Below are 26,211 nucleotides of genomic sequence, written 5' to 3'. Positions count from 1 at the left end.
GACTCGAGGTGATGCTCCAGCTGGACCGGACGGTGTGAGTCGAGCGGATTCGCGAGGAGGTCAGAGAGCTACTCCGTCCCGCACAGCGGTGAGCGGAAGGTCTCGTCGAGGGAGATGCATCCAGCCCTCGACCGCGGCCATGGCATGCTCCTCCTCAGTGGTCGGCGAATGGGTCATCCCACACGCTGCGGCCCGTGCGACGACCGCCGAGATCAGGGCGTCCAGGTCGTGGTCGCTGGCCACACACCGGACACGAACCCGGTCGGACAGGTCCAGGTCTAGGCCGGCCTCGAGACCGGCAAGAATCCGGGACCGCGCAGCCGTGGCGTCCTTGCCCTTATAGGTCCCCTCCGGGGCGAGTCCCCACTGGATCAGCGCGAACGCCGGGTAGACCTCGACAACTGGACCCGAGCCGTCGCGCGGTATCGCCGGACCGCCCTCGGCCAGCCGAGCCAGCAGGCCGACCGCGCGGATGGCGACGATGCCGAGCTTGTCGGCCGACACCGACAGCGGACGCTGCTTGCCCGCCCCAGTGCGCTTCCACGCCACGTCATCGGTCAGCCGGTGAGTGAAGGTATTGCCGAGTCCGGGGCGACCGTCGGCGCACGCTGCGTGGTTAGCGAGCGCAGGTAGCTCGACACCGGTCCGGTGCGCAGTGAGCAGGGCTGTGAAGGCAACCGGCCAGCCCAGGGGCGAGTCCAGCCCCGTCATGTCCGCGGACCGCATCGCTGCCAACAGGTCGTCGTCGTGTTTCGCGGGAAGCAGTTCAGCCGTAGGTCGCCGACCCCACGTCACGCGGCACACGCCTGTAGTTCCGGTGCGCCCGGCCAGATCAACGCCCACTGTCACCATGGCGCCGTCCTCCACTACATCGTCAGCCTGCGCTATCACGGGCTTCACCTGCATCTGGAACTCCCCTCCGTGTCCTGTCCGGGTTGTGCACGGATCAGTCACAGCGGCGCTGACCCATGGCGGTGGTCGCAGCGGCACAGAGTCCGACTCGGCCTACAACGGCAGGAACGGACTAGGCCTGCCGTGCCAGGAGATGCGCAGCGCGTCGCGGGCTCGGGTGGTTGCGACGAAGAGCTGATTGCGGCTCTTCTTGAGTTCGCGTTCGTACCGCTTGGGGTCGGTCGTCTCGTACTTCTCGACGACAGCGGTGCGCGGGAGGATGCCGTCGCTCGCGCCGATGATCGCGAGCTTCTGGTACTCAAGTCCCTTAAATCGGTGCATCGTTCCGATGTGGACCTCGCCGCCGCCCTGCGGTCCGTCCTTGGTGAGGGTCGCTGTGGTGATGCCGTGCTTCGTCTCCAGGTCGGCGGCGACGCGGCCGGCCATGTCGCCGTCGGCGACGCAGACGGCCATGGTGCCGCTGGGGTCGCGTACGGTGCCGTCCTCGGTGGGCTGGGTGATGTCGGCGCGCCACTGTTTGAGGGCTTCGGCGAGCTGCGTGATCTCGTCGGTCCAGTCGGCGCAGGCGACGTACTCGGGGGCGGGGCCGTGCAGCAGGGAGTGGTAGCCGTCGAGGGTGTCGGTGCCGTCGTCGAGGTCGTCGTAGGTGCCCCCACGGACGACCTTGGCGGCCTGGTCGAGGATCTCCTGGGTGGTGCGGTAGCTCAGCGTCAGTTTCGAGGAGCGGCCACCGCGGATGTTGATGCCGACGGTGGAAAGGGTGACTTGCCGGTCGTAGATCCGCTGGTGGGTGTCGCTGGCGATGAACAGGTCGTCAGGGCCTGAGGCGGCCATGGCGCGCAGCATCTTCCAGTGGGCGGGGCTGAGGTCCTGGGCCTCGTCGACGACGATGTGACGGTAGCGGTGGCGCAGGTAGCGCATCGCGGAGCTGTTGTCGTCGAGGTGTGCGAGGTCGCCGCCGCCGATGTCGGCCTTGCGTTCGGCTCTCGTCTGGATCTTGCGGGCGCGTTCCATCTCGTACCGCGCCGCGCGCTCGGCGGCCTGGGCCCAGGTCTCCCGGCCCATGCCGTTGAGGCGCAGGGCGAACTGGTCGAGCAGTTTCCAGACGACGGCGCGTTCGGGGCGGTTGAGGGGGCGGCCCATACCGGCGCGACGGGCCTTGAAGTAGTCCTGACGGGTACCGAGGGACTGGCCGAGGACGATCTGCTCCCATTCGTCGAAGAGGAACTCGGCGTCCCAGCGCTGCTCGTCGTGTTCGAAGAGGACCTCGCGCAGCACGTCCAGCGCCCGGTCGTCGGTGATCAGGCTGCGCTGTGCGCCGGGCGCGGTGTTCTCGTTGAGGACACTCTGGGCGAGCTGGTCGATGTGCTTGATGTCGACGCGGCTGAGCAGCGCCGGGTCCATGAGCGAGGTGAGCCGGGAGCGCAGGTCGGCGGTGAGGTTCTTGGTGTACGTGGTCAGCAGGATCGGCTTGCCGTGGCCGGGCGGGAGAGCCGCGGCGAGGCGGGCGACCCGGTGCAGGGCGACGATGGTCTTGCCGGTGCCGGGGCCGCCGCTGACCCGGCCGGGGCCGCTGTAGTTCCGTTCGACGATCTTGCGCTGGGTGGGGTGGAGGTAGACCTTCCAGGCTCGGAAGTCGCCCTCGGCCAGCACATTGCGGATGTCGTCGTCGACCGTGGTGACCGCGGTACGGGTGAGGGCCGCCGCCATGTCGTTCTCGAAGCCCGGTTCGAGCTCGGTGGAGGCAGGCTCGGTGATCTCACGCTCGACCTCGTCGACGGACATGCCGGAGCCGAGGCCGGTGAGGACCTCGGCGGTCAGGCGCGGGGCGCCGGCGATGAGCTGGTCGAATTCCTCGTCGGTCGTGACGGCGAGGGCCGGGCCGATGAGGGCGTCGGCGACACCGAGCCGGCGCAGGTCCTCGGGGGTGCAGCCGGTGAGGAACGGTTCGGCGGGGGCGGTCGGTTGTGGCGTCACGACGGGGGCGGGCGTGGGCTCGACCGGTGCCGTGTGCTCGTCCTGGGCCGGCGTGAGTTGGAGTCCCGCGCGTTGGAGGACGCTCTGACCGACGACGCCGAGGTCGACGAATTCGATCTCGCCCGTGATGCGGTTGATGGCGACGGTGAGTTCTTCGTAGACGTCCTTGCGGTGGCGGACGGCGACGATCAGCCACTGCTGGACACCGTCGGCGCCGACCCCTGCCCGGGCCAGCAGCGCCCGGTACGAACGGTCGATCTTGGCGCGGAAGATCCGGCCGTCGCCCTTGAGAGGCTTGAGGTCGAGGCTGGGGTGATCCGGGTCGATACGGAACTGGTGGCAGAAGTCGTAGAACTTCGTCTTGACCGACGAGTCCATCTTGTAGAGCTCGTTCTCGGCCTTCTGGTAGAGGCTCAGGCGTGCGGTCATCGTGAGGCACTCTGTTCTTCGGAGTCGGGACGGGCGGCGGCGGGGAGCACGCTCAACAGGGCATCGAGATCGGCGAGCCAGTCGTCGGCCGAGCGGATGGTGAACCCGGCGTCGCGATAAGCGCTCCAGGTCTTGTCGCTTTCCTCGTCCTCCTGGTCGTACGGCTCGGCCATGACGGCGATCTGCGGGGTGCCGTGGTCCCAGACGAAGTCGGCGAGCCAGCCGCGTTCGCCGAGCTCGTGGCCGTAAGCGGGGGCCTTCTTGCCGCCGTCGGCCAAGACGTGGGCGAGGCGGGTGAGGGGGGCGTCGGGTTCGTCCTCGTCGAGGTATTCGAGGATCTCCTGGTCCCACAGCAGATCCCGCACCGCTGCTTCGAGGGGAGTCTCGTTGGAGGCCTCTGCGGGTACGGGCTGCGGCGCGGGTGTGCCGGTGCCGTACCGCACGACGAGGGATTCGAGTTCACCAAGGCCGCCGAAGGCCTTGAGGACCGAGATGTCGAAGCGCGCGGCGGTGGCTGTGGTGAGTTGAATGCCGTCGCCGCCGTCGTGGGCAAGGAATTGCAGGATGTTGGACCACTGGAGCCAGGCGCGCCAGCGCGCCTTGTGTTCGGGCGTGCCGAGCTGGTCGAGCGCGGTGTCGTCGAGGCAGGCCAGGGCGGACCAGTGGCCGGTGGCCGCATCCACGAGGAAGGCGACGGGGAGACCGGACTGGTCGCAGGTCTGGAACAGGTTGAGCGTGCCGGTGCCCTGGACGGGCGCCGGGTCGATGCCGTCGGTGCGGCCCCAGGCGTCGAGGAGCCCGCTGAGCGTCTGGCGCGTCTGGTCGGGGGTGCCGTTGCCGACGAGGATCTCCTGGCCGGTCCCGAGGAGCCCGCCGACCATGGCTGATGCCCGCTGGCCCCAGGCCGCGTCGTCCGGGCTGCGGAGGTAGGCGAGGAGCATGGTCATCGGGTCGGTGAAGGCAGTTGCCGCGAGGTCGTCGCCGCCACGGTCGGCGAAGAGCTGCTTGGCGAGGTCCTGGGCACTGCGCGGGTACGGCGGCCACACCGGCTCGGCCGCCTCCCGCCCCGCGCCGGACTCGGCCGTGTTCGTCTGCCGCTCGAAGGCGTCGAGGTCGTCCCAGGTGAACTGGAAGACGGCACGTCCCTCAGCCCGGAGCCGGTTGCGCTTGTCGGCATCGCCGGCAAGCCGGTTGTGCCGACGGGAGGCGTGGAAGCGGTGTCCGTCGAGATAGACGGTGATCTTCTGCTTGGGGCCGTCGACGCGTTCGAAGGTGAAGTCGGTACGGGTGTAACCCTCGTTGCGCTGGGCGGTCAGACGCCAGCCGTGCACGGTGCCGACTTCGTCGAGACGCAGATAGGCGCTGTTGTCGCCACTCTCCTCCAGCACGGCGTCGCCGCGATGTCCGACCCACCCGCGCAGGGCCTTGAGGAAGCGTGCCTCCAGATCGGACTCGACCTGTCCGTCGAGACCGATCTGATCGGTGTTGCCGACCTTCTTGGTGTCCCAGGCGTCGGTGTCGGTGCCGAGGAGTTCGTCGAGGATCTCCAAGGCGGCCTGGCGGGACACGCGCTCGATGTACTGCTCGTCGGCGTAGAGGTACAGGCAGCGGTGGCAGGCCGGTCCGCCCTCCTCGTTGCAGGGGCACTCCACGAGCAGCCGGCGCGCGCCCTCCAGCACCTGACGGAAGGCCGCGGGGTCGGTGAGCCGGTCGAGGTAGCCGGTGCCGTGCGGGAGGCGGTCGTACAGGACCAGGAAGTGTCGTGTCTCCGCGGTGTCACGGTCCGGCATGGTGGCGAGGGTGGTGGCGAGGTGCTGCGGGTCGCCGCCGAAGGCGCCGTCCACGCCCAGGCGCAGGGCCGCCTGGAAGGAGTGGACCTTCTCCTCGACGAGCACGGTCGCGGCCGGCAACAGGATGCGCAGCGCCTCGGTCTCCAACTCGTGGGCGAGCAGGACCGGTTCCTGGGGTACGCCCTTCTTGCCGCGCCGCAGCGGGCACCAGGGGGTGTGGTGCTTGAGTTCGCGCTGACGGTTGGCGGAGTTGTCGACGGCGTCCCGGTCGTCGTCGAAGACAGGTCGCCCGTCTGCGCTCGCTGCTCCGCAGGCGGTGCACACGTGGAAGGGGGCGATGCGCACCGGCTTTCCGGCGAGCTGGTCGTTCTCTTGGGCGCCGATGCTGAGCGGTCCGGTGTTGATACGGCGGATGACGGCACGGCGGGTGTAGTCGACGCCGAAGATCTCTTTGGTGTGCCGCCAGGACTTGCCCTTGGCGAAGTGGTCGGGGTGGATGTCGACCATGTCGACGACGGTGTAGAAGCGGCGGTCACGGTCGTCGCTCTCGTCGCCGATCCTGGCGTCCTCCCGCTTGTCGCGGGCCGTCACCACGCTGGGCTGGACGATCTGCCACAGGCTGCCGGAGTCGGCGATGCCCGCCTCCCCGCAGCGCGGGCAGGGCGTGATGTCGTTCTCGGCGTTCTCGGTGCGGACGTAGCCGCACGAGGGGCAGAAGCGCCAGTGGCGCCAGTCCTGGTCCCGGCCGGTGACGATGTCGATGCCGGTGATCCGGTGCTTGTAGCCCTCGGCGTAAAAGGTGTTGCCGGGGGCGAGTTCGGACAGGGCGAAGCCGCGCGGTCGCCCGTAGGAGAACGACTTCGACTTGTAGCGGGGCCGGCCTTCCGGTGTGGTGCCCTCGGGCCAGAAGACGGTGGCTTCGAGGGTGGTCGTGGCGTCGATGAGGGCGTAGTTGGGCAGCAGGCCGAGGTCACACAGCACGGTCTGCGAGGGCTGGCGCTGGCGCGTGGCACCCTGCTTGGAGAGGGCGCCGAGTTCGGCCTCCAACTCCGCCTTTGTGTCCGCCTGTTCGTCGTCGCCGTCCTTGAGCTCGTCGATCGCGGAACGGATCGTACGGATACGGGTGCGCAGCTTCTGGTTCTCACGCTCCCACTCCCGCTCGGCCTTCTCAATCGCGCTGCGGATGCCGCGGACCGCGTACTTCTCCAACTCCTCCTTGGCGGTGTCGCTCACACCGGTCGGGAACAGGGCGAGGAAGCCCGCGACGAGTTGCTCGCCGTGGGCGAGGGCGGCGTCCGTGAAGTCGGCGAGGTAGCCGGAGGGGCCGAAGAGTTCGTCAACCCGCCGCGACAGCGCGGCCAGCGGCCTGCCGTCCTCGCGCAGCAGCCGTCCGCGCGCGGCGAGATCGAGGAGGTGGGCGGTGTACTGCCGGCGCAGGATCTCGATGGCCGACAGATACGAGCCCGGCGGCACGATCCGTCCGTCGATCATGTCCCGTGGCCGGTCGAGGAAGTACAGGTCGCGGCGCTTGCGGTCGGGGATGGTCAGCAGGAAGGCGTTACCGGTACGGCGTCCGGCCCGGCCCGCCTGCTGGGCGTAGTTGGCCGGGCGGCGTGGCAGGGCACCGAGGACGACGGCGGACAGGTCGCCGATGTCGATGCCCATCTCCAGGGTGGGCGTGCAGGACAGCACGTTGGGATCGTTGAACCCCTCGCCGTTGCGGAAGGCGTCCTCGACGCGTTCACGCTTGCCGCGGGAGAGCAGACCGCTGTGCTCGGCAGTGATGACCTGATAGGTACCCGCTCGCCGATACAGGCTGCGGTAGTAGTCGTCGCGGTAGTCGCGGTCCCGGTCGTGCCGGTCCACGGTCTCCAGCCACCGGTCCCCCGCGACCAGCCGCCCGGTCGTGCAGCGATACGCCTGGCAGGGCTGCCCGTGGTACTGCGCCAGCAGCGAGGGGTGGACGGTCTGCTCCCAGAAGCACTTCGGGCAGCGCACATACGCCTCGTTGACCTGCGCGTCGGTCAGCAACTGCAGCCGGATGGCGCCCGGTTGAAGGCCGTACAGACGGGCGGCCGTGTCGCTCGGGGTGCGCGCAGCGAGCAGCCCGGCGTCAGTGAGCCGGGGCAGCAGCCGCACCCAGAACTCGTCGGCCTGCTCACGGGTCATGTCGAGGCAACGCTGGGCCCAGGTCTGGTACCAGGACAGACGGCCGGCGGCGAAGTCGAACTCGCTGCTCGGCTTGGGCCTCGCGAGCAGGAAGCTCGGTGCGGAGACCCCCTTGGGGAAGGCTTTCATGCCGCGCGGGCGGCCTCCCCAGATGAAGTAGCGGCTGGTGCCCGCCTCGTCGAGGAACTTCTCCAGCCACTGGTGCCCAACCGCCCCACGCGTACGCAGCCGCTCCAACAGGCCGCGCAGAAAAGCCAGATAGCGGGCGTCATCGTGTTCGGTAAGCGTCAACCCGCGGTGGGCGGCCTCCTCATGAGCGGCGCGCACGAGCGCCACGGCCGCCTGCTCGTCGGGGACGTCCACCCAGGCGGCTGAGGTACGGGTCAGTTCGAGGGTACGGCCGTTGCGGGAGCGGTGCCCGAACTCCATCACGGCCTCGAACGCGAACCGTTCACCAATCAGGTCCCAGGTCTTCTTGTCCCCGCCGCGTCCTTGGCCGGACAGCAGGCGCGCCACACCCGTGTCGTCGTGGAGGTCCGGCGGGACAACGGCGGCGAGCGTCTCACGGTCGGTCGTGGCCGCGACGACGTCGGCTACGAGGTCGTTGAGCGCGCTGGGCCGCTGCTCGCTCAGGTGCTTGGTGAAGACAGCCCTCAGAGAGAAGGTGTACGAGCGGGAGGCCACGAACCCGGCCCGGTGCGCAGCGTCCTGCACCGAGTCGTTGAACATCAGTGTCTTCGTCTCACGCTGCTCCTTGTCCATCTCCCCGCCGGTGAACAGCTGGGTGACGGACGCGGCGGCCAGCGCGGCGGCACCCGTACCGACGAAGCGGATCGCGTTGTGCGTACCGCAGGCCGGGCACCAGTCGTCCTTGGCGGCCCGTTCCGCGCTGTCGCCGAGCTGGACGAGGACGAAGGCGGAGTCGGTGCCGCCGGGCGCCGGGTTACCCTCGTCGTCGTAGTCGCCCTGGGGGTCGGGCAGTCGCAGGCGCTGGCACAGGCCGTCGAGCACCATGAGCACGCCCGCGCCGCCGGTGGTCAGCGACTTCTGCGCCGCCGGATCCATGGCGGTACGGCCGTTGCCCTCGCGGGCCTCGTTGTCGGTGGCCGCCACCAGGGTGCGCACCTTCGCCTTCTCCGCGGTGACGGTGGCCCGACGGATCTTGTGGGCCTCGAAGTTCAGCTCCTCGAAGTCCGACTCGGGGGCGAGGACCGACCAACCGGAACGCCCGCACTCACGGCAGTACACTGCGGGCAGGAAGATCTTGGTGTCGCGGGAGGTGGTGGTGTCCGGCGTCGTACGCGACTGGCTCTGCGCCCCCGCTGTGTCCCACGCGAACTCGGCCTTCGGCCAAGGCAGTACGCCACGCAGCATGCGGGTGACGGACCGCGCCCACTGGTGCACCTCGATCTGGACGAAGGGGCGGCTGAGCGCGGCCGGCGCGTCCGGGTCGCGCGCCACGGACAGCAGGGCCACGAAGCGGGCGAGGGCCAGCGCGGCGATCTGCGGCCGCGTCGTGATCGCCTCGTCCCAGCTCCTCGCACCACTGCGGCGCATCACGTCGAGCACCTCGTCGTACGTGCGCACCGTGCCGTCGAAGGCGTTCAGGACCGCGTACGTGAGCCGGTTGCGCTTGAGCGCGGCACCGAGGGCGACCGGGTCGGTGACACGGCTTCCGGTGACAGCCTCGGCGAGGTCCGCGAGCTCTTCGGGGCCGGATGCCGGGTCTGGCAGAGCGGTCAGGGTCTCGGGGGGCGTGGCCTGGCCGGGAAGGAATCTCGCGTCCGGGATCGACTCGTCCTCACCCAGGATGAACTCGTCGACCGTCAGCCGGTCCTCGCCGACGATCGCGTCCTCGGTGAACTCTGTGCCGAAGACGTTGGTGGCCACGGAGAGGAGTTGCTGCACCCCGTCCTCATCGGTGCCGGAGGCGAGGGTCGCGGAGGTGGCGACAGGGGTGATCAAGCCGAGCGGCATGCCGGGCCGATTGGCATCGACGGCGATGGCGAGACGGCGCAGCAGCATGGCGACGTCGGTGCCCTGCGCGCCGTCGTACGTGTGGAACTCGTCGACAACCACGTAGCGGATGTCGCTGCCGTCCCACAGCGGTGCGTCGGCCGCGCGCTGGAGCAGCAGGTCGAGCATCTTGTAGTTGGTAATCAGGATGTCCGGCGGGGACAGCTGCATGTCCTGGCGGCGGGTGTAGACCCGGTCATAGTGCGTCGCCGCCTTCTCCCCGATGTACAGGCCGGCGCGAACACCGCTCAACTCGTCGTAAGCGGTGAGCAGATCGTTGATACGGGCCGCCTGGTCGGTGGCCAGGGCGTTCATCGGGTAGAGGAAGACCGCCTTGACCCCGTTGTTCCCGGCCGCCCGCTCGCGGGCGCAGTGATCGAGTACGGGGTACAGGAACGACTCGGTCTTGCCGGAACCGGTGCCTGTGGTGACGAGCGTGGGCTGGGGTGTGTGGCCGTCCTTGGAGGTGAGCCGGGCGAAGGCACGGGCCTGGTGCGCGTACGGTGTCCAGCCGTCGGTACGTACCCAGTCCAGGTGCTGCTGCCAGCCGTCGTCGGCCGGGGTGAACGGGGTACGCAGGCGGAGGTACGGGCCGCGGAACATGCCCGTCGTCTCGTCCCCGAGGAACGCGTTCAGGGCTTTTCGGGCACCCTCGTCCGCGAGACCGTATGTCGTGGACAAGTACTGGAGCAGGCTCTCCTTGAGTCCCTGTGCTTCGAGGGTCGGCCTCACGGGGTCGGGACCTCCATCTTCTCCGGGTCCCACAGACCCTTCGCTGCGGCTTCGTCGAGGCGCTTCTTGAAGTAGGCGTGCGCGGCACGCATCTCGCGCTCGCGATCGGCCTTGTAGAAGGGGGCGGCGTAGCCGTCGGGGACAGGGCTGACGTCGGGTGCGGCCAGATGCTCCTCCAGGGCCTTCCAATGCTCACCAGTCTGCCCTGTGCCGAAAACCCACCTGTCTGACGCAAGTTGCCGCCCGTGCGCGTCGAAGTACATCTGCTCTTCACGGGCAGACAGCACGTCCAGGCGTGCTTGGTAGGCCGCGATCAGCGCCTCTGCGGAAAGCCCCATCCATACAGCCACCAGCGCGTCGAGTTCGACGAGTGCAGCGCGACGTTCGAACTCCGTACGGAGTGGCGTGCGCCACGACCAGCGGGGTTCCAGCGCGTTCAACGGGCGTAGGCCAGTCCACGGATTTGCCCACTCCTCGCAGAGCCAGGAGAAGCGGAACTCCGACTCCCACAAGTCTGCGTAGGCGTTTGAGAGACAGTTCAGGCGAGCCGACCTGACGACTAGGGCTCCCGACAACGGGTGGTCCGGGGAAGGAGCAGGGAGCCGCTGGATGCCGGGTTCGAGGAGGTCCTTGATTCCGAAGGCCCGAAGCATGTAGTCCAGCGGAATCGCCGACCAGAAGCCAGCGACTAGCAGCAGATGCTGACGAGTCCGAAAAGCAAGACTGAGGACACTATATACATGGGTGGGCCCTGGAGGAATGATCCCGGCTTGCAGGACCCTCTCTGTCTTGCCGTCGTTCCGGCGCCGGAAGGCCAAGCGGTAGTGGCGGGCATGCGGGAGCTCCTGCCAGTCCTTCCATACCATAGCCATGGACTCGAACTTGGCCCGATCACATGCCCTGGCCATCTTGGTGGCGGGAATGAAGTCGCCTGGGATTGCGGTCAGGTCGATCCGCGCCCCCTCTGATTTGAGTTCGGGGTCTTCCTTGCAGAACGGTGTTCCAGGACCGATGTGCGGACCGTGCAGAATCACTTCATCCCAGGAATCCGGACGCTGGCTTCGGTAGTTGATGTATCCCGCGGTACGGTCGCGTTCTTCGTCGTAGCCACGACTCATGCCGATCTCGTCACGGGAGAGCCGGACGGGATACTTCGCCATCAGAGCGATCGCATTCTGCTCACTCTGCGTCAGCGGATACATCATCTCCGCCTCTGTCGCCGGGAACTCGCCGCCTTGCTGCTCACTCCACAGGGCGAGAGTCTCCTCGTTCACGTTGATGATCCGCGCCCAGTGCGGCCGGGTGTCGTACTGTCCGTCGAACCTTAGACCCGGTTCCGGACCAGACCCATCGTGCCGCAGGGAATCTGTCAGCACATCGGCCCTATAGAGAAAGCTCAGGTGCTTGAAGTTGACCTCTTGACGAGGGCCGTAGATGTTGGCCGCAAAGTCCTTCTTGTCTCCAACAGGTCGTGGGAAGGCCCAATTCGAGACGTTCACAAAGGCTCCGTGCACACGCAGTCGGCGATACGCCTCCGCACGGATGCTCCGGTTCTGCTTCCCTTTCAGGTGACCATCGGGGTGTACGAGCCCGATGGCACCCGTCACGGCCGCATGGTCCCAGCATTGGCTCATGAAGCGCGAGTGCAGGTGCGCCGGTGTCCCCGCGAGGATCGGGTACACGACCGCACTGGAGTAGAAGCTCGCCAGTGCCGTGTCCGTGGCCGCGTCTCGGAGTACCCGGATGCGCCACTCGGGCACCTGCAAGACACGATCGCGCAACTCTGCCTCGCGCTCCTTGGTAAGGCTCTCCTGCAAGGTCAGGTCGGGTTCGAACTCGGAGAAACTGGCTGTACGGTTGAACTTAATCTCCACCCAAGGCGGGTTCCCGACCTGGAGGTCGAAACCCCCCGCTTCACTCGCGAATACACCCGCAAAGTCCAGCTCCCAGTGCAGGAACCCCTGTTCCTTCGCGATATCCCGCACCACCCGCATCCACGGATACCGCGTCTCCACGGCCTTCCGAGCATCGTCCATGCCCATCTCGCCCTGGATGGCACCTTCGAGGACCTTCAGCTCCTCCAGGGAGTCAACGGACGTGGCGAACGTTTCCTCCGGAACGGACCCCGTACCAACCATGGATTCCAGGAAGGCAAGCCAGTCGTCCAGGTCCTTCAGAGCGATGACGGGGCGGCGCTGCGCCGTCCCGCCGCCCTTCTTCGGCGCCGCCGGCTCACGACGCCTCTTGACCCGCTTCTTCTCGACCAGTTCACTCTCGTCCGCGCTCTCTCCGAAGGCCAACTGGTCCCCGTTCAGCGCGAACAGCAGCCCACTCTCGACGTACTGAGGTGCAGGCGCAGGTTCCACTTCGCCCACCTGCGGCACCCCCGACGACAACAGCGCATCGACCGCCACCACCGGCGGCGTCTCGTACTCCGCGTCTGTCCCATCGAGCAGCCCCACCTGGTCCAGCGGCCAGAAACACAGCGCACACCACGCGTCCATGACCTGCTTGAGCCGCCAGTACGGAGAACCTTCTGCCTCGAACAAGTCCCGGAAGACCTGCTCCTTGGTCAGCGGCAACGTGTCCCCGTCCGCGTTCTTCTTGTCACGGCGTAGGAACGCGTACTCTTCCGCATCCTCCTTGCGCCCAGCCCCCCACACGTCGATGGTGCGGGCAATCTCGCGCTCGCTCAGCTCCATCCGCTTGGCGACGAGCTGCCACAGGAACTCCACACGCTTGGCCGCCTCCTGTAGTCGCGCAAGCTGGCTCCCCTTGCCACCCGTCGCCTTCGGTTTGGCGCCTACCGCTTTTCGCCACTCGGTAAGTCGGTCGAGTTCCGGCTTGGCCGACTGCCCGATGAGATTGCCCGCAGGATTTGCTGGTTTGACCAAGGCAACCGCGCCCCACCCCGGCGTGGGCAGCAGGAACTGGTGCACCGCTCCCTCGGGCAGCGCCTGCGCTACGCCGTCGCCCTCCGTGTCGCGGAACGGCAGCTTGACCGGCGTCGTACCGCCAATGGTCCGCTCGTTCTTGATGCGGTCTGCCTCGTACACCCAACGCCGCGCCCCGATCAGCGAGTTGCCGCGCCGCAGGTGCAGTCCGAACCATGGTGCGCGCATACCGGGGTGCATGGTGTTCAGCCACAGCGACACCTCAGCGAGCTCGACGCCCGTCGCATTCAGGTCGATACCGTACGCGTTGTGCAGCGCGATGTACGCCTTGACCTTCTGCTTCGCGTCCAACGCTTTCGACGTGTCCAGGCTGACGCCGAGCTCCTCCTGTCGCCGCTTGAGGTACTCGTCTGCGACCTGGTTGATCGCCTCGTTGAGGAACGCGCCCGAGCCGAGCGCAGGCTCGCAGATCGTGTACTTCAGGAGGTCGCTCGCCCGCGTCTCGCCCGTGAGCCGATGCTTGAGAGCCAGTTCGACGGTGACCTTCGTCAGCGACTCCGGCGTGTAGTACGAGGCGGACGTCTCGCGGTCGCGTCCGGCCAGCCGGTAGACGTACTCACCCACCGCGTATTTCTTCGGCCCGCGAAGGCCATGCTGTTCGGCGTCCTGGGCGGAGTACACGACCCAGGTGTTCTGCGGGTAGTCGCTCAGCCGATCCGCGGGAATCAGCCACGACCCCTTCTCCGGATCGCCATACTGCTTGCCGCCCCGCTTCTCGCCCGGCCTTGCGACCTCGGCGAGCTCTTTGTCGGCAATGATGCCGGTGTAGGACATCAAGCCCTCGTAGACGGCGCCAAGCTGGTTAATTCCGAGGTTGCGGTAAGAGATGAAGCCGCCCTGTCTGCCCTTCTGACCGGCCTCCTTCATGGTGAGCAGGCGTAGAACCTGGTGCAACGCCTCGTTACGCAACCGTAGGTCCAGCCATCGTGGCTGCTCGTCCTCGTCCTCGTCCCAGCGAGGGTCCAGGACACCGCTGCCGATGAGCGTGATCGACTTAGGGTCGAACAGCTCGCTGCGCAGCGCCTCGAAGCGCAGGCCGCGCAGTTCGCTGCGTTCCTCGGCTGGCTTGTCGTCATCCGTTTCGGTGCCGTGCGGACGGTGGCCGTAGTTGACCTTGTTGAAGAGGACGTCGAGGGATGCGTAGAGGTGGAAGCCGCCTCGGCTGTCCTCCTCGACCAACTTTCGTTCCCGCGCCACCAATTCACGCAGCCGGGCGATCGAGTACCCGGTCTGGTACGTCGAGTCGTCTGCGGGCAGAATGCCCAGCTCAGGGCGAGCCTCCGCATAGAGGAGGAAGAGGATGCGGTAGAGGTAGCGCAGCGATTCGCGGGTGAGCTGCTTGGCGAACGGGCCCTTCTTGAGGTCCTCGATCTCCCGTGGCTCGACCTCCGCCTCGCGCAGGCGGGCGAGCACCTCGTTCGCGATGATCTCGACCGAGTGCTGAAGTCCCTTGCGCAGCTCGGAGTTGACGCCGACGGCGTTGTCTCGGGAGGCCTTGAGTAGATCGTCGATACGTCGGCTCTTGCCGTCGAGACGGGGCGCGAGCATGTCATGGGAGAAGAGGGCGGCGAGGAGGGAGAGTTCGCCGGCCTTCGCCGTGTCGTTGCGGGCGAGAGCCGCGTCCAGACTGGCGGCGAGATAGCGGCCCTCGGCCCAGGAGTTGCGGTCGGCCAGGACGAGTACGCCGCCGCAGAGCAGCAGGACGAAGCGGGGTGCGTCGCCGCCCGGCTCGTGCAATTCGCTCTGGAAGAGCCAGCCCGCCAGCTTCTCGCCGACTTCGAGGAGACCGTCGGCGGCCTTGAGGGAGTGGAGGAGCTGTCCGGCCTCGTCGGGGTCGAGTGCGTCGTCGAGTTTGGCCGTCCAGCCGCAGTCGACGGCGAGGATGCCGTCTCCATGCCAGGCGACCTGGAGTTCGTACTCCTTGCCCGCGTTATGCACGGTGATCGGCTCGGGCCGGTCACCACCGTAGCCGAGGGCCTTGAGGACGACGGTGTGCCAGGTGGTGAGGTGCTCGGCCCATTCGCCCGTGGGGTCGTCGTAGGTGCTGCCGAGTTCTTCCTGCTGGGCGCGGGCGGCCAGGAAGGGGCGCACGGTGGCCAGGTACTCACCGCGGAGCCGGGGAAGGAGTTCGCGCGGGGTGAGCTGTGGGTCGTGAGGGTCGGTCTCGCGACTGGTCCATAGGGTGAACAGGCCCTCGTCGCCCGCCTTGCTCTTCTTGAGGGTGTTCTCCAGTTCCTCGCTGAAGTAGTGGGCGGAGAGATATTCGCCGCGGTTGGCGAAGGAGTCGTAGGTGTAGCTCATCGCGCGGACTCCTCGGCGTGTGCGGCGGAGACGGTGGTGGGATGGAGGGGTTCGAGGACGGCGAGGACCCGCAGCATCGGGTCACCGTCGGTCCGCAGGCGGCGTACGAGGTCGCGTCGGCGCTTGGCGGTGTCGGACACCTGCTTGCGGCGAGCTTCCTGATTGCCGACGGCAATCAGGGCACCCTGCTCCCAGACCTGCACTCGGTCCTCGTACGGGGCCAGGTAGGAGTCGACCTGCTTGTCGTAGTCGGCGCGGCGCTCGTGCAGGTGGGTCTCGGCGGCGTCGATGGCCGCGGGGACGAGTTCCTGGAGGAGGTCGCGGTTGACAGGCTGTGCGCGACCGGGCATGTCGGGGCCCACGCCGCAGGCGGCGAGGAACGCCGAGTCCATGCGCCACACGCGAGGAGCGGCCTCGGCGAGACCGGTGACAGCCATCCACTCCACAACCGTCGGCTTGCCCGCCACGTTGGAGTAGACGCCCTGGAGCAGATAGACCGGGCCGGTCAGGGCCGCGGGCAGAGCGGCGTCGATCCGTTTGGCCTTGGCGGCGTCTGGCTGGTAGGCGAGGACGAACGCCTCGTCGTACTTGAGCTTGGCGAGGACCTTGTCCGTAACCCAGTCGAGCACCGGGTGGATGTCTGAGACATAAGAGACATTGGGCCACTGGGACGTGGGCTCGTCGGTCTTGCCCTGCTTGGCGTTGCGGGCGGCCTCCAGGCGGTCGGCGGCGTACTGCTTGTCGAAGGTGAGACGCAGCGTGCCGTCGTACTTGGGCGTCGTGAGGATCTTCTCCTGCTCCAGGTACGACTTCGGCAGCTCCCGGAAGCGGTACTGCAGGTCGTCGGGCGGAGTGAACTCGATGCGGCCGCCCCCCGTCTCGGGCTTCCAGGCGAGGGCCTCGCGCTCGGCCTGTGGGTAGATGAGGTCCACGGCTGTGTGGAAGTACGCCTTGGTATCAGCGAACACGTGGGGAACGTCGGCCTCTGGCACCGCGGCCGTGCCGAGGGTGGCCGGAGTGGCCGTCGGGTCGGCGAGCCGTGCGTTGGCGCCGGCGAGCAACCCCGCGAGGACCCCGCCGGACTCCTGCTGGGACTGCTTGATGGAGCGTTCGACGGTGCCTCCCTTGATGAGGTCGTAGGTGAGGCGGTCTTCTTCCTTCTTCTCGTTGTAGAGGCCGGTAACGGCCTCGGCACTGCCCTCGCCGGTCTCGATCTCGTGTGCCTGGGCCTCGCGGCGCAACAGACGGGTGCCGACGAGCCGGTCGTCGAGCGTCAGCATCTCGCCGCTCTCCTCGTCGCGCCGCCAGGGCACGTCGGCGGTGAGGGTGAGCGCTCGGAACTCAGGGCTGACCGCCTGCCCATAACGGTCGATACGTCCGTTGCGCTGCTCAATGCGGATCAGAGACCAGGGCAGGTCGTAGTGGATGAGGTCGTGGCACTGGTGGTGCAGGTTGACGCCCTCGGAGGCGATATCGCCAGTGAACAGCAACCGCACCGGCTCCTCGCGCCGGCCGAAGCGGTCGACGATCTCCCGCTGTTGCTGGTCGTTGGTGGTGTCGCCGTGCATGACCTCGACGACGCCGCCGTAGACCTTCCAGGGACGCGTCTTGTCGGCCTTGGCCGCCGAATTCTTCTTGAAGCCGAGTCTGGCCGGGATCGCCTCGGCCAGCCAGTCCAAGGTGTGGACCCGCTCGGAGAAGATCACGACTCGGCGCTCGGAGCCCGGTCCGACCTTTAGGCAGTCCTTCAACGTGCGGACGAGTGCATCGAGCTTGGCGGAGTCCTGGTCGGTGAACTCCGCGACCAGCGCCTCTAGCTCCGCGAGGGCCTTGCTCTCGGCGGCGAGAGCGGCACGGCGCTCGGGGGTGTCCGGTGCGGTCTTGGCCTTGCCCTTCGCCGTACGACTCTTCGGATTGTCGAGGTAGCCACGGCGGTTGGCGAGGGTTTTCCGCAGCGCCACGTGGGAGGAGAGGAACGCCTTCAGGAAGCCGTAGGCGGTGATCGGCTCGGCGCAGACCGACGAACGGCTCGGATCCCCCGGGGTCCACTCCTTTTCGAGCTTCTCCAGGACGGCGACCTCCTTCGGCGTCGCCGGGGCCGACACCGGAAGGGAGGGGCCTCGTTCGGCCCAGGGCTTGCCCTTGAGACCGTCGCGCACCTCGCGGTCGGTCTTGGTACGCCGGATGTAGAGGTGGTCGAGGTCGGCGACCTTGTAATTCTTGGCGTCGGCGATCGCCGCCGGATCGAGCATCTTGATCAGCTCGGCGAAGGATTCGGCATTGCCGTTGTGCGGGGTCGCGGAGGCCAGGATCAGCGCATCGGTCTGCTCGGCGAGCCGGAGGGCGAGGCGGTTGTTGCGGGTGCCCTTGTTCACGAGGTTGTGCGACTCGTCAATGACCACCGCATCCCAGGTGATGTTCTCCAGGTGATGGGCGTACGTCGCCGACTTGAGGGTGTCGACGGACACGATGACGCGCTTGAAGTGAGCGAACGGGTTCCGGCCCGCCGGGATCTCCTGCTGAATGCGCTGAATGCCGGTGGAGTCCAGGCGCACCAGCGGCAGAGCGAAGCGGGTCCACAGCTCGCGCTGGAACTGCTCCAACACATGGGCAGGCGTGACCACAAGGATGCGCTCGCCGCGCCCGCGCCGGATCAGCTCCGAGAGCGTGACGCCGATCTCCAGCGTCTTGCCCAGCCCAACCACGTCAGCGATCAGAAGCCGGGGCTGCGGGTTGCGCATGGACAGTGCCAGCTCGGCGGGACGCAGCTGGTGCTCCTGCCGGTCCATGAGGAAGGAGTCGGCGAGCGCGATGCCGTGCTCGGTCTGCGGCAACGCCGTCTTGCGGATGACCGCCTCCAGGTACAGGCGGGCCTTAGCGTGCCTGGAGGTGTCGTCGGGCACGAGCCGGGTCTTGCGCGGATCAAGTACGTCGATCTGGTCAAGACCCGAGTAGAACACCGCGTCCGTGCCACGGACGAACGAGGACACCCCGCTGACCTCGACCATCAGTCCGTCGCGGGACTCGTCGACGGACTTCACGAGCCACTGCTCGTGGCGGATGCGCACCTGGGCGCCAGGCGCGAAGGTCGGCTTCGCACCGGCCGGATACGCCGACACCGCATCGGCGTCGCGCGCCTCAGGAACCTCGGGCTGCATCGCCGTGGTCATGTGGTGCTCCTCTGTGGACTGTGTATTCGTGATGTGCGGTGTGCTGCTGCCCACCCTTTGTATCGCCCCGGACCGGCCCCGTCGGCGAAAGGTAAGGAAGAGCGGTTCAGCGCTTCGACCAGGCCAGCGCCGGGCCCATCGCGTAGCGCTTCCGCAGCTCGTCGGCGACCCGCCGGGAAGCGGGGGGACGACCCTTCTTCGGCGCGGGTTCGGCCGGGCGTTCGCTGGGGGATTCCTGCACGGACACGAGCGAGCTTTCGACGTCGCTCTGGACATCGCCCTGGGCCGGAGTGTCCGAGCTGGATTCACCATCGAACGGCAAGGCGGGGACGTTATCCGCCGGGGCCGCCGACTCCTCGCGCAGCTGCCTCTCCAGCGAGTCGAGCCGGTCCAGCATGGGCGTATCAGGCTGAGGCAGCACCATCGTGGGATGGTCCCTCGGCGTCGTCTCCTGGATGAGAGCGCGCCGTGCCCGGGCCGGACTCGTACCCAGCAGACGCATCAGATCGGCACACTGCCGGGTCACCTCCTCCAGGGAGGGGCGGTCCTCCGCCTTGTGCGCCAGCATGGCCGACACGACGGGGGTCAGTTCGGCGGGCAGCCCGGACAGGTCGGGCCCGATCTCGGCGTTGACCACTTGCGCAGCCACCGCCTCCCACCGGGCGCCGTCGTACGGATAGTGCCCAGTCGCCGCGTACAGAAGTACCGTGCCCAGCCCGTACACATCAGCCGCCTGAGTCACCTCCAGCTCACCCAGAGCCTGCTCAGGCGGCATGCAACGCACGGTGCCGATGACCACGCCGGCCTGCGTGAGCGACCCCTTGGACGCCCCGACGAAAGCGCCCAGACCAAAGTCGATGATCACCGGACCGAAGTCACCGAGGACGACGTTCTGCGCCTTCAGGTCACGGTGCACCAGCCCCGCGGCGTGCACAGCGGCAAGCCCCTCGGCCAACAGCGCGCCAAGACTCGCCACGAGTGGCGTGGACAGCAGGCCTTGATCTTTCACGACATCGGAGAGCGGGCGGCCGGGAACGTAGTCCATGGCCAGCCAGGGCTGCTCAGCGAACGGGTCTGCCTCAATGAAACGGGCCACACGACCCGTACCAGAGATCGTGCGCGCCATCGCCGCCTCGCGTTCGAATCGGGCACGCGTATGCGGATCCGTGCGGTCGGGCCGGATCACCTTCACGGCGACCGGTTCACCCGCGACCGAGTAGGCGAGGTATACCTCCCCCATCCCGCCCGCGCCGAGCCGCCGCTCGACGAGGTACGGCCCGATACGCGACGGTACAGACGCGCCGCTCACCGCTCACCCCCTGACTCCCGCAGCAAAAGCACACCCTCGCTCGGCGCATGCCCCCGCTCCGCCGTAGAAGAAGCGAAGCACGAGGGGCATGGCACCGACGAATCACCGCTACAGCCTACTGATCGGCATCCCACAGGAGAAAGTGATCACATCGGACTGGGCCAGCCTCCAGACTCATGTCCGGAATTAGGCCGCTATAGATGTGGCTCAATGGTCTCAGTGAATACCACCCTGGTCCGTCCAGATTCCGCAGCGGGGCCCACAGATGTACGCGCGGCTGTCCTGAAAGCAGGCCTGGCAGACGAAGCAGGCTCACAACCCGATCGGAATAGCCAGGGGCCCGGTTTCCATTGCTTCTCCCGTAGAGATCACGCAGAGGGAGACGCTGGTGACCGACCTGAAGCTGTTCCGGCTGGATACCGAAGGCCAGGACGTCGAGCTGCGCGGCTCCACGGTGACGCTGGAGGTGGAGCTGCAGCGGCGGGTCGAGGCAGGCATGGAGGCCATGCTCGGCATCCGCTTCCTGGCGTCGGAGTACCCGACGGGGCCTTGGCACCGGGGCCGGATCGACTCGCTCGGCCTGGACGAGAACGGCACACCTGCGCTGATCGAGTACAAGAAAGGCGCCGACAGCGGTGTCCTATCTCAGGCTGTCTCCTATCTCTCGTGGTTGGACTCCGCGCGCCACGAGTTCGAGGCCCTGGTCAAGGAGAAGCTGGGCTCCGAGGCCGCCGAGTCGATCGACTGGCGGAACCCTCGGATGGTCTGCATCGCCGCTGGCTTCTCGCACCACGACCGAGTCGCAGTGCATCGTCTGCGCGAGCGGGTCGACCTGGTGCGCTACCGCGTCTTCGAGGGTGGGCTGCTGAGCTTGCTGCTGATCGAGTCCACTCCCGGATCCACGAGACAGGTCTCGGATCGTCGCCAGAGCCGCGAGCGGGAGGTCACGGCTGGTGCCGCTGGCGGAGGCGGGAAGACATCCGCTCAGGCGACTGCCGCCGCGGGTGCGGTCCCTGGCTGCCTGCAGGACCTGTACGCGGAACTGGACGAGGCGCTCACGGCATGGGGCGAGGTGGAGGTGGCGTCCCTGCGGCACTACATCGCCTACCGGCGGTCGTCGGTGATCTTCCGTCCGAAGCACGAGGCGATCCTGGTGTACCTCAGACTCGACCCGGACACGGTCAAGTTGGAGGAGGGCTTCACCCGGGACATGCGCGGTATCGGACACCTCGGGACCGGCGACCTGGAGGCCCGCGTCGTCTCGGCAGCCGACTTGGAGAAGGCGGCGCCGCTGATCCGGCGGGCGTTCGAGGCGGCCTGACGTAACAGGAGGGGCGGCTGGTGCATCGGTTAGTCGATGCATCAGCCGCCCTCTGGCGTCTGTGGGCCGCCGGCCCTGGCCTCTCTCCGCTCTCACGCTCATGCCTCCGGTCCGGCCAGCTCGAAGTCGCTCTTCGTCAGTTCGGCCCGCAGCCGCTCCTCGGCGACGTCCGCGTAGTGCGCGGACAGCTCGACGCCCACGAAGCGGCGCCCCTCGCGCAGGGCCGCGACCCCGGTGGAGCCGCTGCCGGTGAACGGGTCAAGGACGGTGCCACCCTCGGGGCAGACCTGGACGAGCTGCTGCATGACCTCGACCGGCTTCTGGGTGATGTGAACCCGGCCCTTGCGGGGCTGGGAGGCGATGTAGTGCCCCGGCAGGTAGAGGTCGCGGGTGTTGTCGAGGGAGCCCTTGACGCCCCAGATGATGAACTCCGAGTCCTGCTTGGGCCCGCCCTTGCGGGGCCGGCTGGACGGCTTGATCCACGGAATTGTGCCGCTCCAGGTCCATCCCGCCATCTGGAGGGCGTCGGAGGTGGTCGGCTCCTGTCGCCAGTCGGTGAAGACCATCGCGACCGCGTGCTCGGTCGAGGCCCGGTACGCCTCGGTGAGAAGTTCGGTGAGCCAGGAGCGGTAGGAGCGCTGGTCGCGGTTCTCGCCGGGGAAGTTGGCGAGGTCGTGCGCCGAGTTGCTCGTGACGTACTTGGCGCGAGCGGTGCGGCCGGTTCGATCGGAGCTGGTGCGGCCTCCGGAGTTGTACGGCGGGTCGGTGATCACCGCCTGGACGCTCTCGTCCGGGAGGGACTTCAGGACGGTCAGGGCGTCGCCTCGGTGCAGCGTGTAGCTCATGGGGAGGGCCTCTCTTCGGGCGCGGCGGAGTCTGGACCTGCTCCGGGCAGCGCTCAACGGCGCGCATCCGGTGCGAGGTTGCAGCGGAGGTTAACGGCGAATTCCGGCCGCGCCTAACGAGGTGGTTCGCAGCTTCGGGCCCCTGGATGGCAGTCGTTTGGTGCGGCCGGAATCCCGGTCTACTGTCTCGCCGTGCCACCGGGAAGGAGCCTTGCTCCACCCTCGTTGAGCTGTGCTTATCCGTGCTGTCTCGTCCAATCGGGCGGCGTCGGAGGCATGTTGCCCATCTGCCCGCGAGCGCCGTGAGGAGGCCCCTGTGCATTGCCTGAGATTACGAGCGCGGCTGGCTGCCGCGCGTGACCTGAAACCGGCGTCCTGGAGCTACCAACTCTTCTGACCCGGGCCCGCCGAGAGGCGGATGCACATCGGCGCGGTGCCGACGGCTTTGCACGAGAAGTCGGCACCGCGCCTCCTACGAACACCAAGGAGCCGCTGCGATGCAGCATGCCCTGACACACCCGCGCCCCGACCCACCTCCGTCGACTGGTCCGCACCGCCGTCGTGCTGAACGGCGGCGGTCGTGAAGAAGACGACGGGAGCCCTCGTCGGTCTGTGCGCCACCGGACCACTCCTGCTGGCACTGCCGATTCTCGGCATCGGCGCCGGGACCGCCTCAGCCTCGTGCTCGACCGGCGGTGCACAAGGTGTGGACACCTCCGCCGTCGCCAAGCAGGTGAAGGCCATCCTGGACGGCGGCGACAAGGGCTCGGTCTCCGTGCCGGGCCTGGACGCTCCTGCCGACCAGGTGCCCAACGCCAAGACGATCCAGGCCACGGGCGTCGCGATGAACATCCCCGCCCGAGGGCAGGTCGTCGCCCTGGCGACCGCTCTGCAGGAGAGCGGCCTGCGAAACCTGACCTACGGCGACCGCGATTCGCTGGGTCTCTTCCAGCAGCGGCCGTCGTTGGGCTGGGGCACGGCCCGCCAGATCCTTGACCCGGTGCACGCCTCGACGAAGTTCTACGAGCGGCTCAAGAAGGTCTCCGGCTGGCAGTCCCTCTCTGTCACCCAGGCCGCCCAGGCGGTGCAGAAGTCGGGCTTCCCCGAGGCGTACGCCAAGTGGGAGCCGCTGGCCACCGCGCTGCAGAAGGCCATCGAGCCCTTGCTGCGGGAGGCCGGCGGTGCATCGCCGAGCCCGTCGCCGTCCGGTTCTGCCGACACCGGCAGCCCTTCTCCCGATTCCGCGGGGGGTTGTTCGGCGGACGGTGACGGGACGGACTTCGGCACCATCCCGGCGGGCGCGTTGCCGGACGAGTACAAGATCCCCGCCTCCGCGCCGCCGAAGGTGCAGACGGCGATCCGGTGGGCACTCGGTCAGCTCGGCACGCCGTATCAGTGGGGCGGCACGTGCGCCGACTCCCACGGCAAGAACCCGATGGGCCGCTGCGACTGCTCCTCCCTGATGCAGGGCGCGTACAAGGCAGCCGGGGTCACCCTGACGCGGACCACGTACACGCAGGTCAAGGACGGCAAGGCCGTCTCGGTCGATGCCCTCAAGCCGGGCGACCTCCTCTTCACCGAGGGGACGGCCGCCGTACCGGAACACGTCGGGATGGCAATCGGGCAGGGCCTGATCGTCCACGCCCCGCACACCGGTGACGTCGTGCGGATCACCACCGTCGCGTCCTGGAAATCGCGGATTCTCGCGGCCCGCCGAGTCGTCTGACCGGCGCTCCTCCCCCCTCCTCACCTCCCCTCGCACCGCTGGTTCGCCCCGCCGGGCTTTGGCGTGCGCTCATTCGAACTGGAGTACCCATGTATCTCGCTGACCAGGTCATACAGCTCGCCTACGACCCCGGAATCAAGCCGAACGAGGGAGGGCTCCCTGGCCTCAACGTCCTCAAGCAGGTGATGGGCTCGATCAACTTGTTCGGGCTCATCGCCGTGGTCGGCGCCCTCGCCGTCAGCGCGGGCGTATGGGCCTGGGGTCACCACTCGGGTGGCCACCAGGCCGAGGCGAACGGGAAGAAGGGCGTGCTGGTCAGCGCGGGCGCGGCCCTTCTTCTCGGTGCGGCCAACGGTGTCGTGGCGTTCTTCTCGACGCTCGGGACGCAGGTCCACTGATGGCTCAGCACACCACCCACCCCGGCGGCGCATCTCGCGTGCGCCGCCGGGCGCTGCTCGGCACTGCCGTCCTGGCGGTGCTCGTCGCCCTCGCCGGCATGGCCGCCTACCTCACCCGCGAGGGCCGAAGCCCCTCCGATACCGCTTCCCCACCGCCGAGTTCGCCCACGGCATCCTCGTCGACCGCGGCGCCGTCCGGGCCGCACACCAGGCCCCGCGCTCTGCCCGTTCCGCCGAAAACCCACGACCCGATCACGTACGGGAAGGCCGCCACCGCAGCGCTGTGGTCGTACGACACCCGTGCGTACTCGCAGCCCGAGCTGCGCAAGGCGCTGCGCGGCTGGCTGACCACGGAGTCGAAGTACGCCGATCCGGCTTCCGTCGACCAGGCGGTCCCCTCGGCCGTGCTGTGGAGGGAGATGGCGGCCAACAAGCAGGTCGCCACCGCCAAGATCAACGAGGGGCACTTCCCGCACGCCTTTACCCAGGCCCTCCAGGACGACCCCGGGGCGATCACCCAGGCGTACGTCTACGCCGTTACGGTCTCCGGCAAGCAGTCGATTTGCTGGAAGGGCTCGTCCGCCGGCGGCGCGGAGAGCCGGTCCACCACCCTCGCGGTCCAGTGCCGGCCCGACCACCCCTGCGCCCTGGTCGGCGTCATGCCGTCCGTCGCGCCCTGACCCTCGCCCCAGAACGGAGGTACGACCCATGGGAGTCTGCGACTTCCCGCTGATGGACAAGGTGTGCGGCGCCGTCGACTTCGCCACCAACCCCGCCGGCACCGTCACCGACGGTCTCGGCGCGTGGATCGCGAAGTCGGCGGGCGAGCTGGCGTCCAGCGCGGCCGACCTGGCCGCCAAGGCCGTCAACAAGACGACGGCCATCGACCTCAACGCCGGGTGGTTCCGCGACAACTACGAGCTGCTGCTGCCCATCGGCCTCGCCCTGACCGTCGGCATCTTCTGCATCCAGCTCATGACCGCGGCCTGGCGCCGAGACGAACGTGCCCTCGCCAAGGCGGCGTTCGGCACCATGACCGGAGTCCTGTTCAGCTTCTCCGCAATCGCTTTCACGACCGTCGCCATCACCGTAGTGGACGCACTGTCCGACGGCCTCTTCAAAGCCGCCAACACCTCGATCGACGACGCGATCCGTCGTGTGATCAAGGTTGATCAGATGGGGGCCATGTACGGCCTCGGCTGGGGTGTGCCCGCGCTGGTCGCCTTCGGGTGTGGCATCGGCGCCTTCCTCTACTGGGGCGTGATGGTCGCCCGCAAGGTCGGCGTCCTGATCATGGTCGCGCTCGCGGTATTCGCCGGGGCCGGCGGCGGCTGGGAAGTCGCCAAGCGGTGGCGGCGCGGCTGGATCGAGGCCACCGGCACCCTGATCGTCTCCAAACTGCTGATGACCGTCGTCTTCCTCATCGGCGTCTCCGCCATGGGCAAGACCGACGCCAGCGACGGGATGGCGGCCCTGTCGGACGCGATGGCCGGCATCGTCGTGATGGTCTTGGTGCTGCTCTGCCCCTACGCGACGTACAAGTTCGTGCACTGGGCCAGCGATGGCGGCGGCCACGACGACATGCACCGTACCGGCGTCGCCGGCATGGCGGTCGCCGCAGGAGCGGCGAAGACCGCAGGCAGCCTCGCACTGCGGGCCGGTACCGGCGCCCCCGCTCCGCAGGGTCCGAACCAGGTCCCGGGCGCGGGCACCGATGGCGTCGCCTCCGGTATCAACCCCTCCGGCGGCAACCTCAGCAAGGAGGGCATCGACGCCGGGCCGCCCAAGCAGCAGACCCGCTTCCGGTACGGCGAAGACCCGAACGCGAGCGGCGACAAGGGCCGGGCGCTGATTCAGCGCCCCGGGATCCCGCCACTGATCACACGTCCTGGCGAGGACGAACCGGAAGGGTCCGAATCGACTGCCCAAGGCGTTGCGGTCGGCTCCGGTCCCCTCACAGGCGCATCGGCTCCGGGCGGCGACATGACCTCCATGCCGCCAGCCGACCCCGGACCTTCGGCCTCGGGCACTCCGGCGTCCGCGTCCGGGCCGTCGGCCACCGGCTCCGCGACATCGACGAACTGGGTGCATCCCACCCAGCCGCCGTCGGGTTCCTGACCCACATCCCCGGGGGTGGGCCGCACTCCACGGCCCGCCCCCGC

Annotated in this window: 12 protein-coding genes; 5 read left to right on the top strand and 7 right to left on the bottom strand. The window is 68.1% G+C overall.

The features are described from left to right. Positions 1 to 60 precede the first annotated feature (60 nt). The 6 genes from HED23_RS10675 to HED23_RS10650 form a co-directional block, all read right to left on the bottom strand. Entirely contained in the window at positions 61 to 906 is an 846-nt protein-coding gene (locus HED23_RS10675) for a DUF429 domain-containing protein (protein WP_203183152.1), read from the bottom strand. Positions 907 to 1,005: 99 nt separating this feature from the next. Then, positions 1,006 to 3,318, bottom strand: a complete 2,313-nt coding sequence (locus tag HED23_RS10670) for a UvrD-helicase domain-containing protein (protein ID WP_203183151.1) — start codon at positions 3,316 to 3,318, stop codon at positions 1,006 to 1,008. Continuing rightward, positions 3,315 to 10,025 (bottom strand): DEAD/DEAH box helicase, encoded by a 6,711-nt coding sequence (locus HED23_RS10665; protein WP_203183150.1) that lies wholly within the window; start codon positions 10,023 to 10,025, stop codon positions 3,315 to 3,317. The genes HED23_RS10670 and HED23_RS10665 overlap by 4 nt, the downstream gene beginning before the upstream one ends. Continuing rightward, positions 10,022 to 15,280: a hypothetical protein gene (locus tag HED23_RS10660; protein WP_203183149.1), complete on the bottom strand. Its 5,259-nt coding sequence runs from the start codon at positions 15,278 to 15,280 to the stop codon at positions 10,022 to 10,024. Before HED23_RS10660 ends, HED23_RS10665 begins: the two co-directional genes overlap by 4 nt. Further along, on the bottom strand, positions 15,277 to 18,450 hold the full coding sequence (locus HED23_RS10655; RefSeq protein ID WP_203183148.1) for a DEAD/DEAH box helicase: 3,174 nt from the start codon (positions 18,448 to 18,450) through the stop codon (positions 15,277 to 15,279). The genes HED23_RS10660 and HED23_RS10655 overlap by 4 nt, the downstream gene beginning before the upstream one ends. 106 nt (positions 18,451 to 18,556) lie before the next feature. Continuing rightward, positions 18,557 to 19,759, bottom strand: coding sequence for a serine/threonine-protein kinase (locus HED23_RS10650; RefSeq protein ID WP_203183147.1), 1,203 nt, complete (start codon positions 19,757 to 19,759; stop codon positions 18,557 to 18,559). A 388-nt stretch (positions 19,760 to 20,147) separates the two neighbouring features. Here HED23_RS10650 and HED23_RS10645 point away from each other — a divergent pair, with 388 nt between their 5' ends. Continuing rightward, complete coding sequence (locus tag HED23_RS10645) at positions 20,148 to 21,080, top strand: DUF5655 domain-containing protein (RefSeq protein ID WP_203183146.1); 933 nt, start codon at positions 20,148 to 20,150, stop codon at positions 21,078 to 21,080. A gap of 98 nt (positions 21,081 to 21,178) precedes the next feature. On the opposite strand, the gene HED23_RS10640 is transcribed toward HED23_RS10645, so the two are convergent. Beyond that, positions 21,179 to 21,925 carry a DNA-methyltransferase gene (locus tag HED23_RS10640; RefSeq protein WP_203183145.1) on the bottom strand — a complete coding sequence of 249 codons (747 nt, stop codon included), beginning with the start codon at positions 21,923 to 21,925 and terminating at the stop codon, positions 21,179 to 21,181. 580 nt (positions 21,926 to 22,505) lie between these two features. Between HED23_RS10640 and HED23_RS10635 the strand changes: the two genes are divergently transcribed. The 4 genes from HED23_RS10635 to HED23_RS10620 all read left to right on the top strand — a co-directional run bounded on the left by HED23_RS10635 (position 22,506) and on the right by HED23_RS10620 (position 26,167). Continuing rightward, positions 22,506 to 23,651, top strand: a complete 1,146-nt coding sequence (locus HED23_RS10635) for a C40 family peptidase (RefSeq protein ID WP_203183144.1) — start codon at positions 22,506 to 22,508, stop codon at positions 23,649 to 23,651. Between the two features lie 89 nt (positions 23,652 to 23,740). Further along, positions 23,741 to 24,049, top strand: coding sequence for a DUF6112 family protein (locus tag HED23_RS10630; protein ID WP_023421641.1), 309 nt, complete (start codon positions 23,741 to 23,743; stop codon positions 24,047 to 24,049). Next, on the top strand, positions 24,049 to 24,729 hold the full coding sequence (locus HED23_RS10625; RefSeq protein WP_203183143.1) for a hypothetical protein: 681 nt from the start codon (positions 24,049 to 24,051) through the stop codon (positions 24,727 to 24,729). The genes HED23_RS10630 and HED23_RS10625 overlap by 1 nt, the downstream gene beginning before the upstream one ends. A 28-nt stretch (positions 24,730 to 24,757) precedes the next feature. After that, entirely contained in the window at positions 24,758 to 26,167 is a 1,410-nt protein-coding gene (locus HED23_RS10620; protein WP_203183142.1) for an SCO6881 family protein, read from the top strand. The last annotated feature ends 44 nt before the right edge of the window (positions 26,168 to 26,211 follow it).

It is taken from the genome of Streptomyces pratensis (genome assembly GCF_016804005.1).
GTDB classification, from domain to species: domain Bacteria; phylum Actinomycetota; class Actinomycetes; order Streptomycetales; family Streptomycetaceae; genus Streptomyces; species Streptomyces pratensis_A.
Note: the sequence above shows the minus strand (reverse complement) of the source record. Positions and strands in the feature narration are given on the sequence as shown.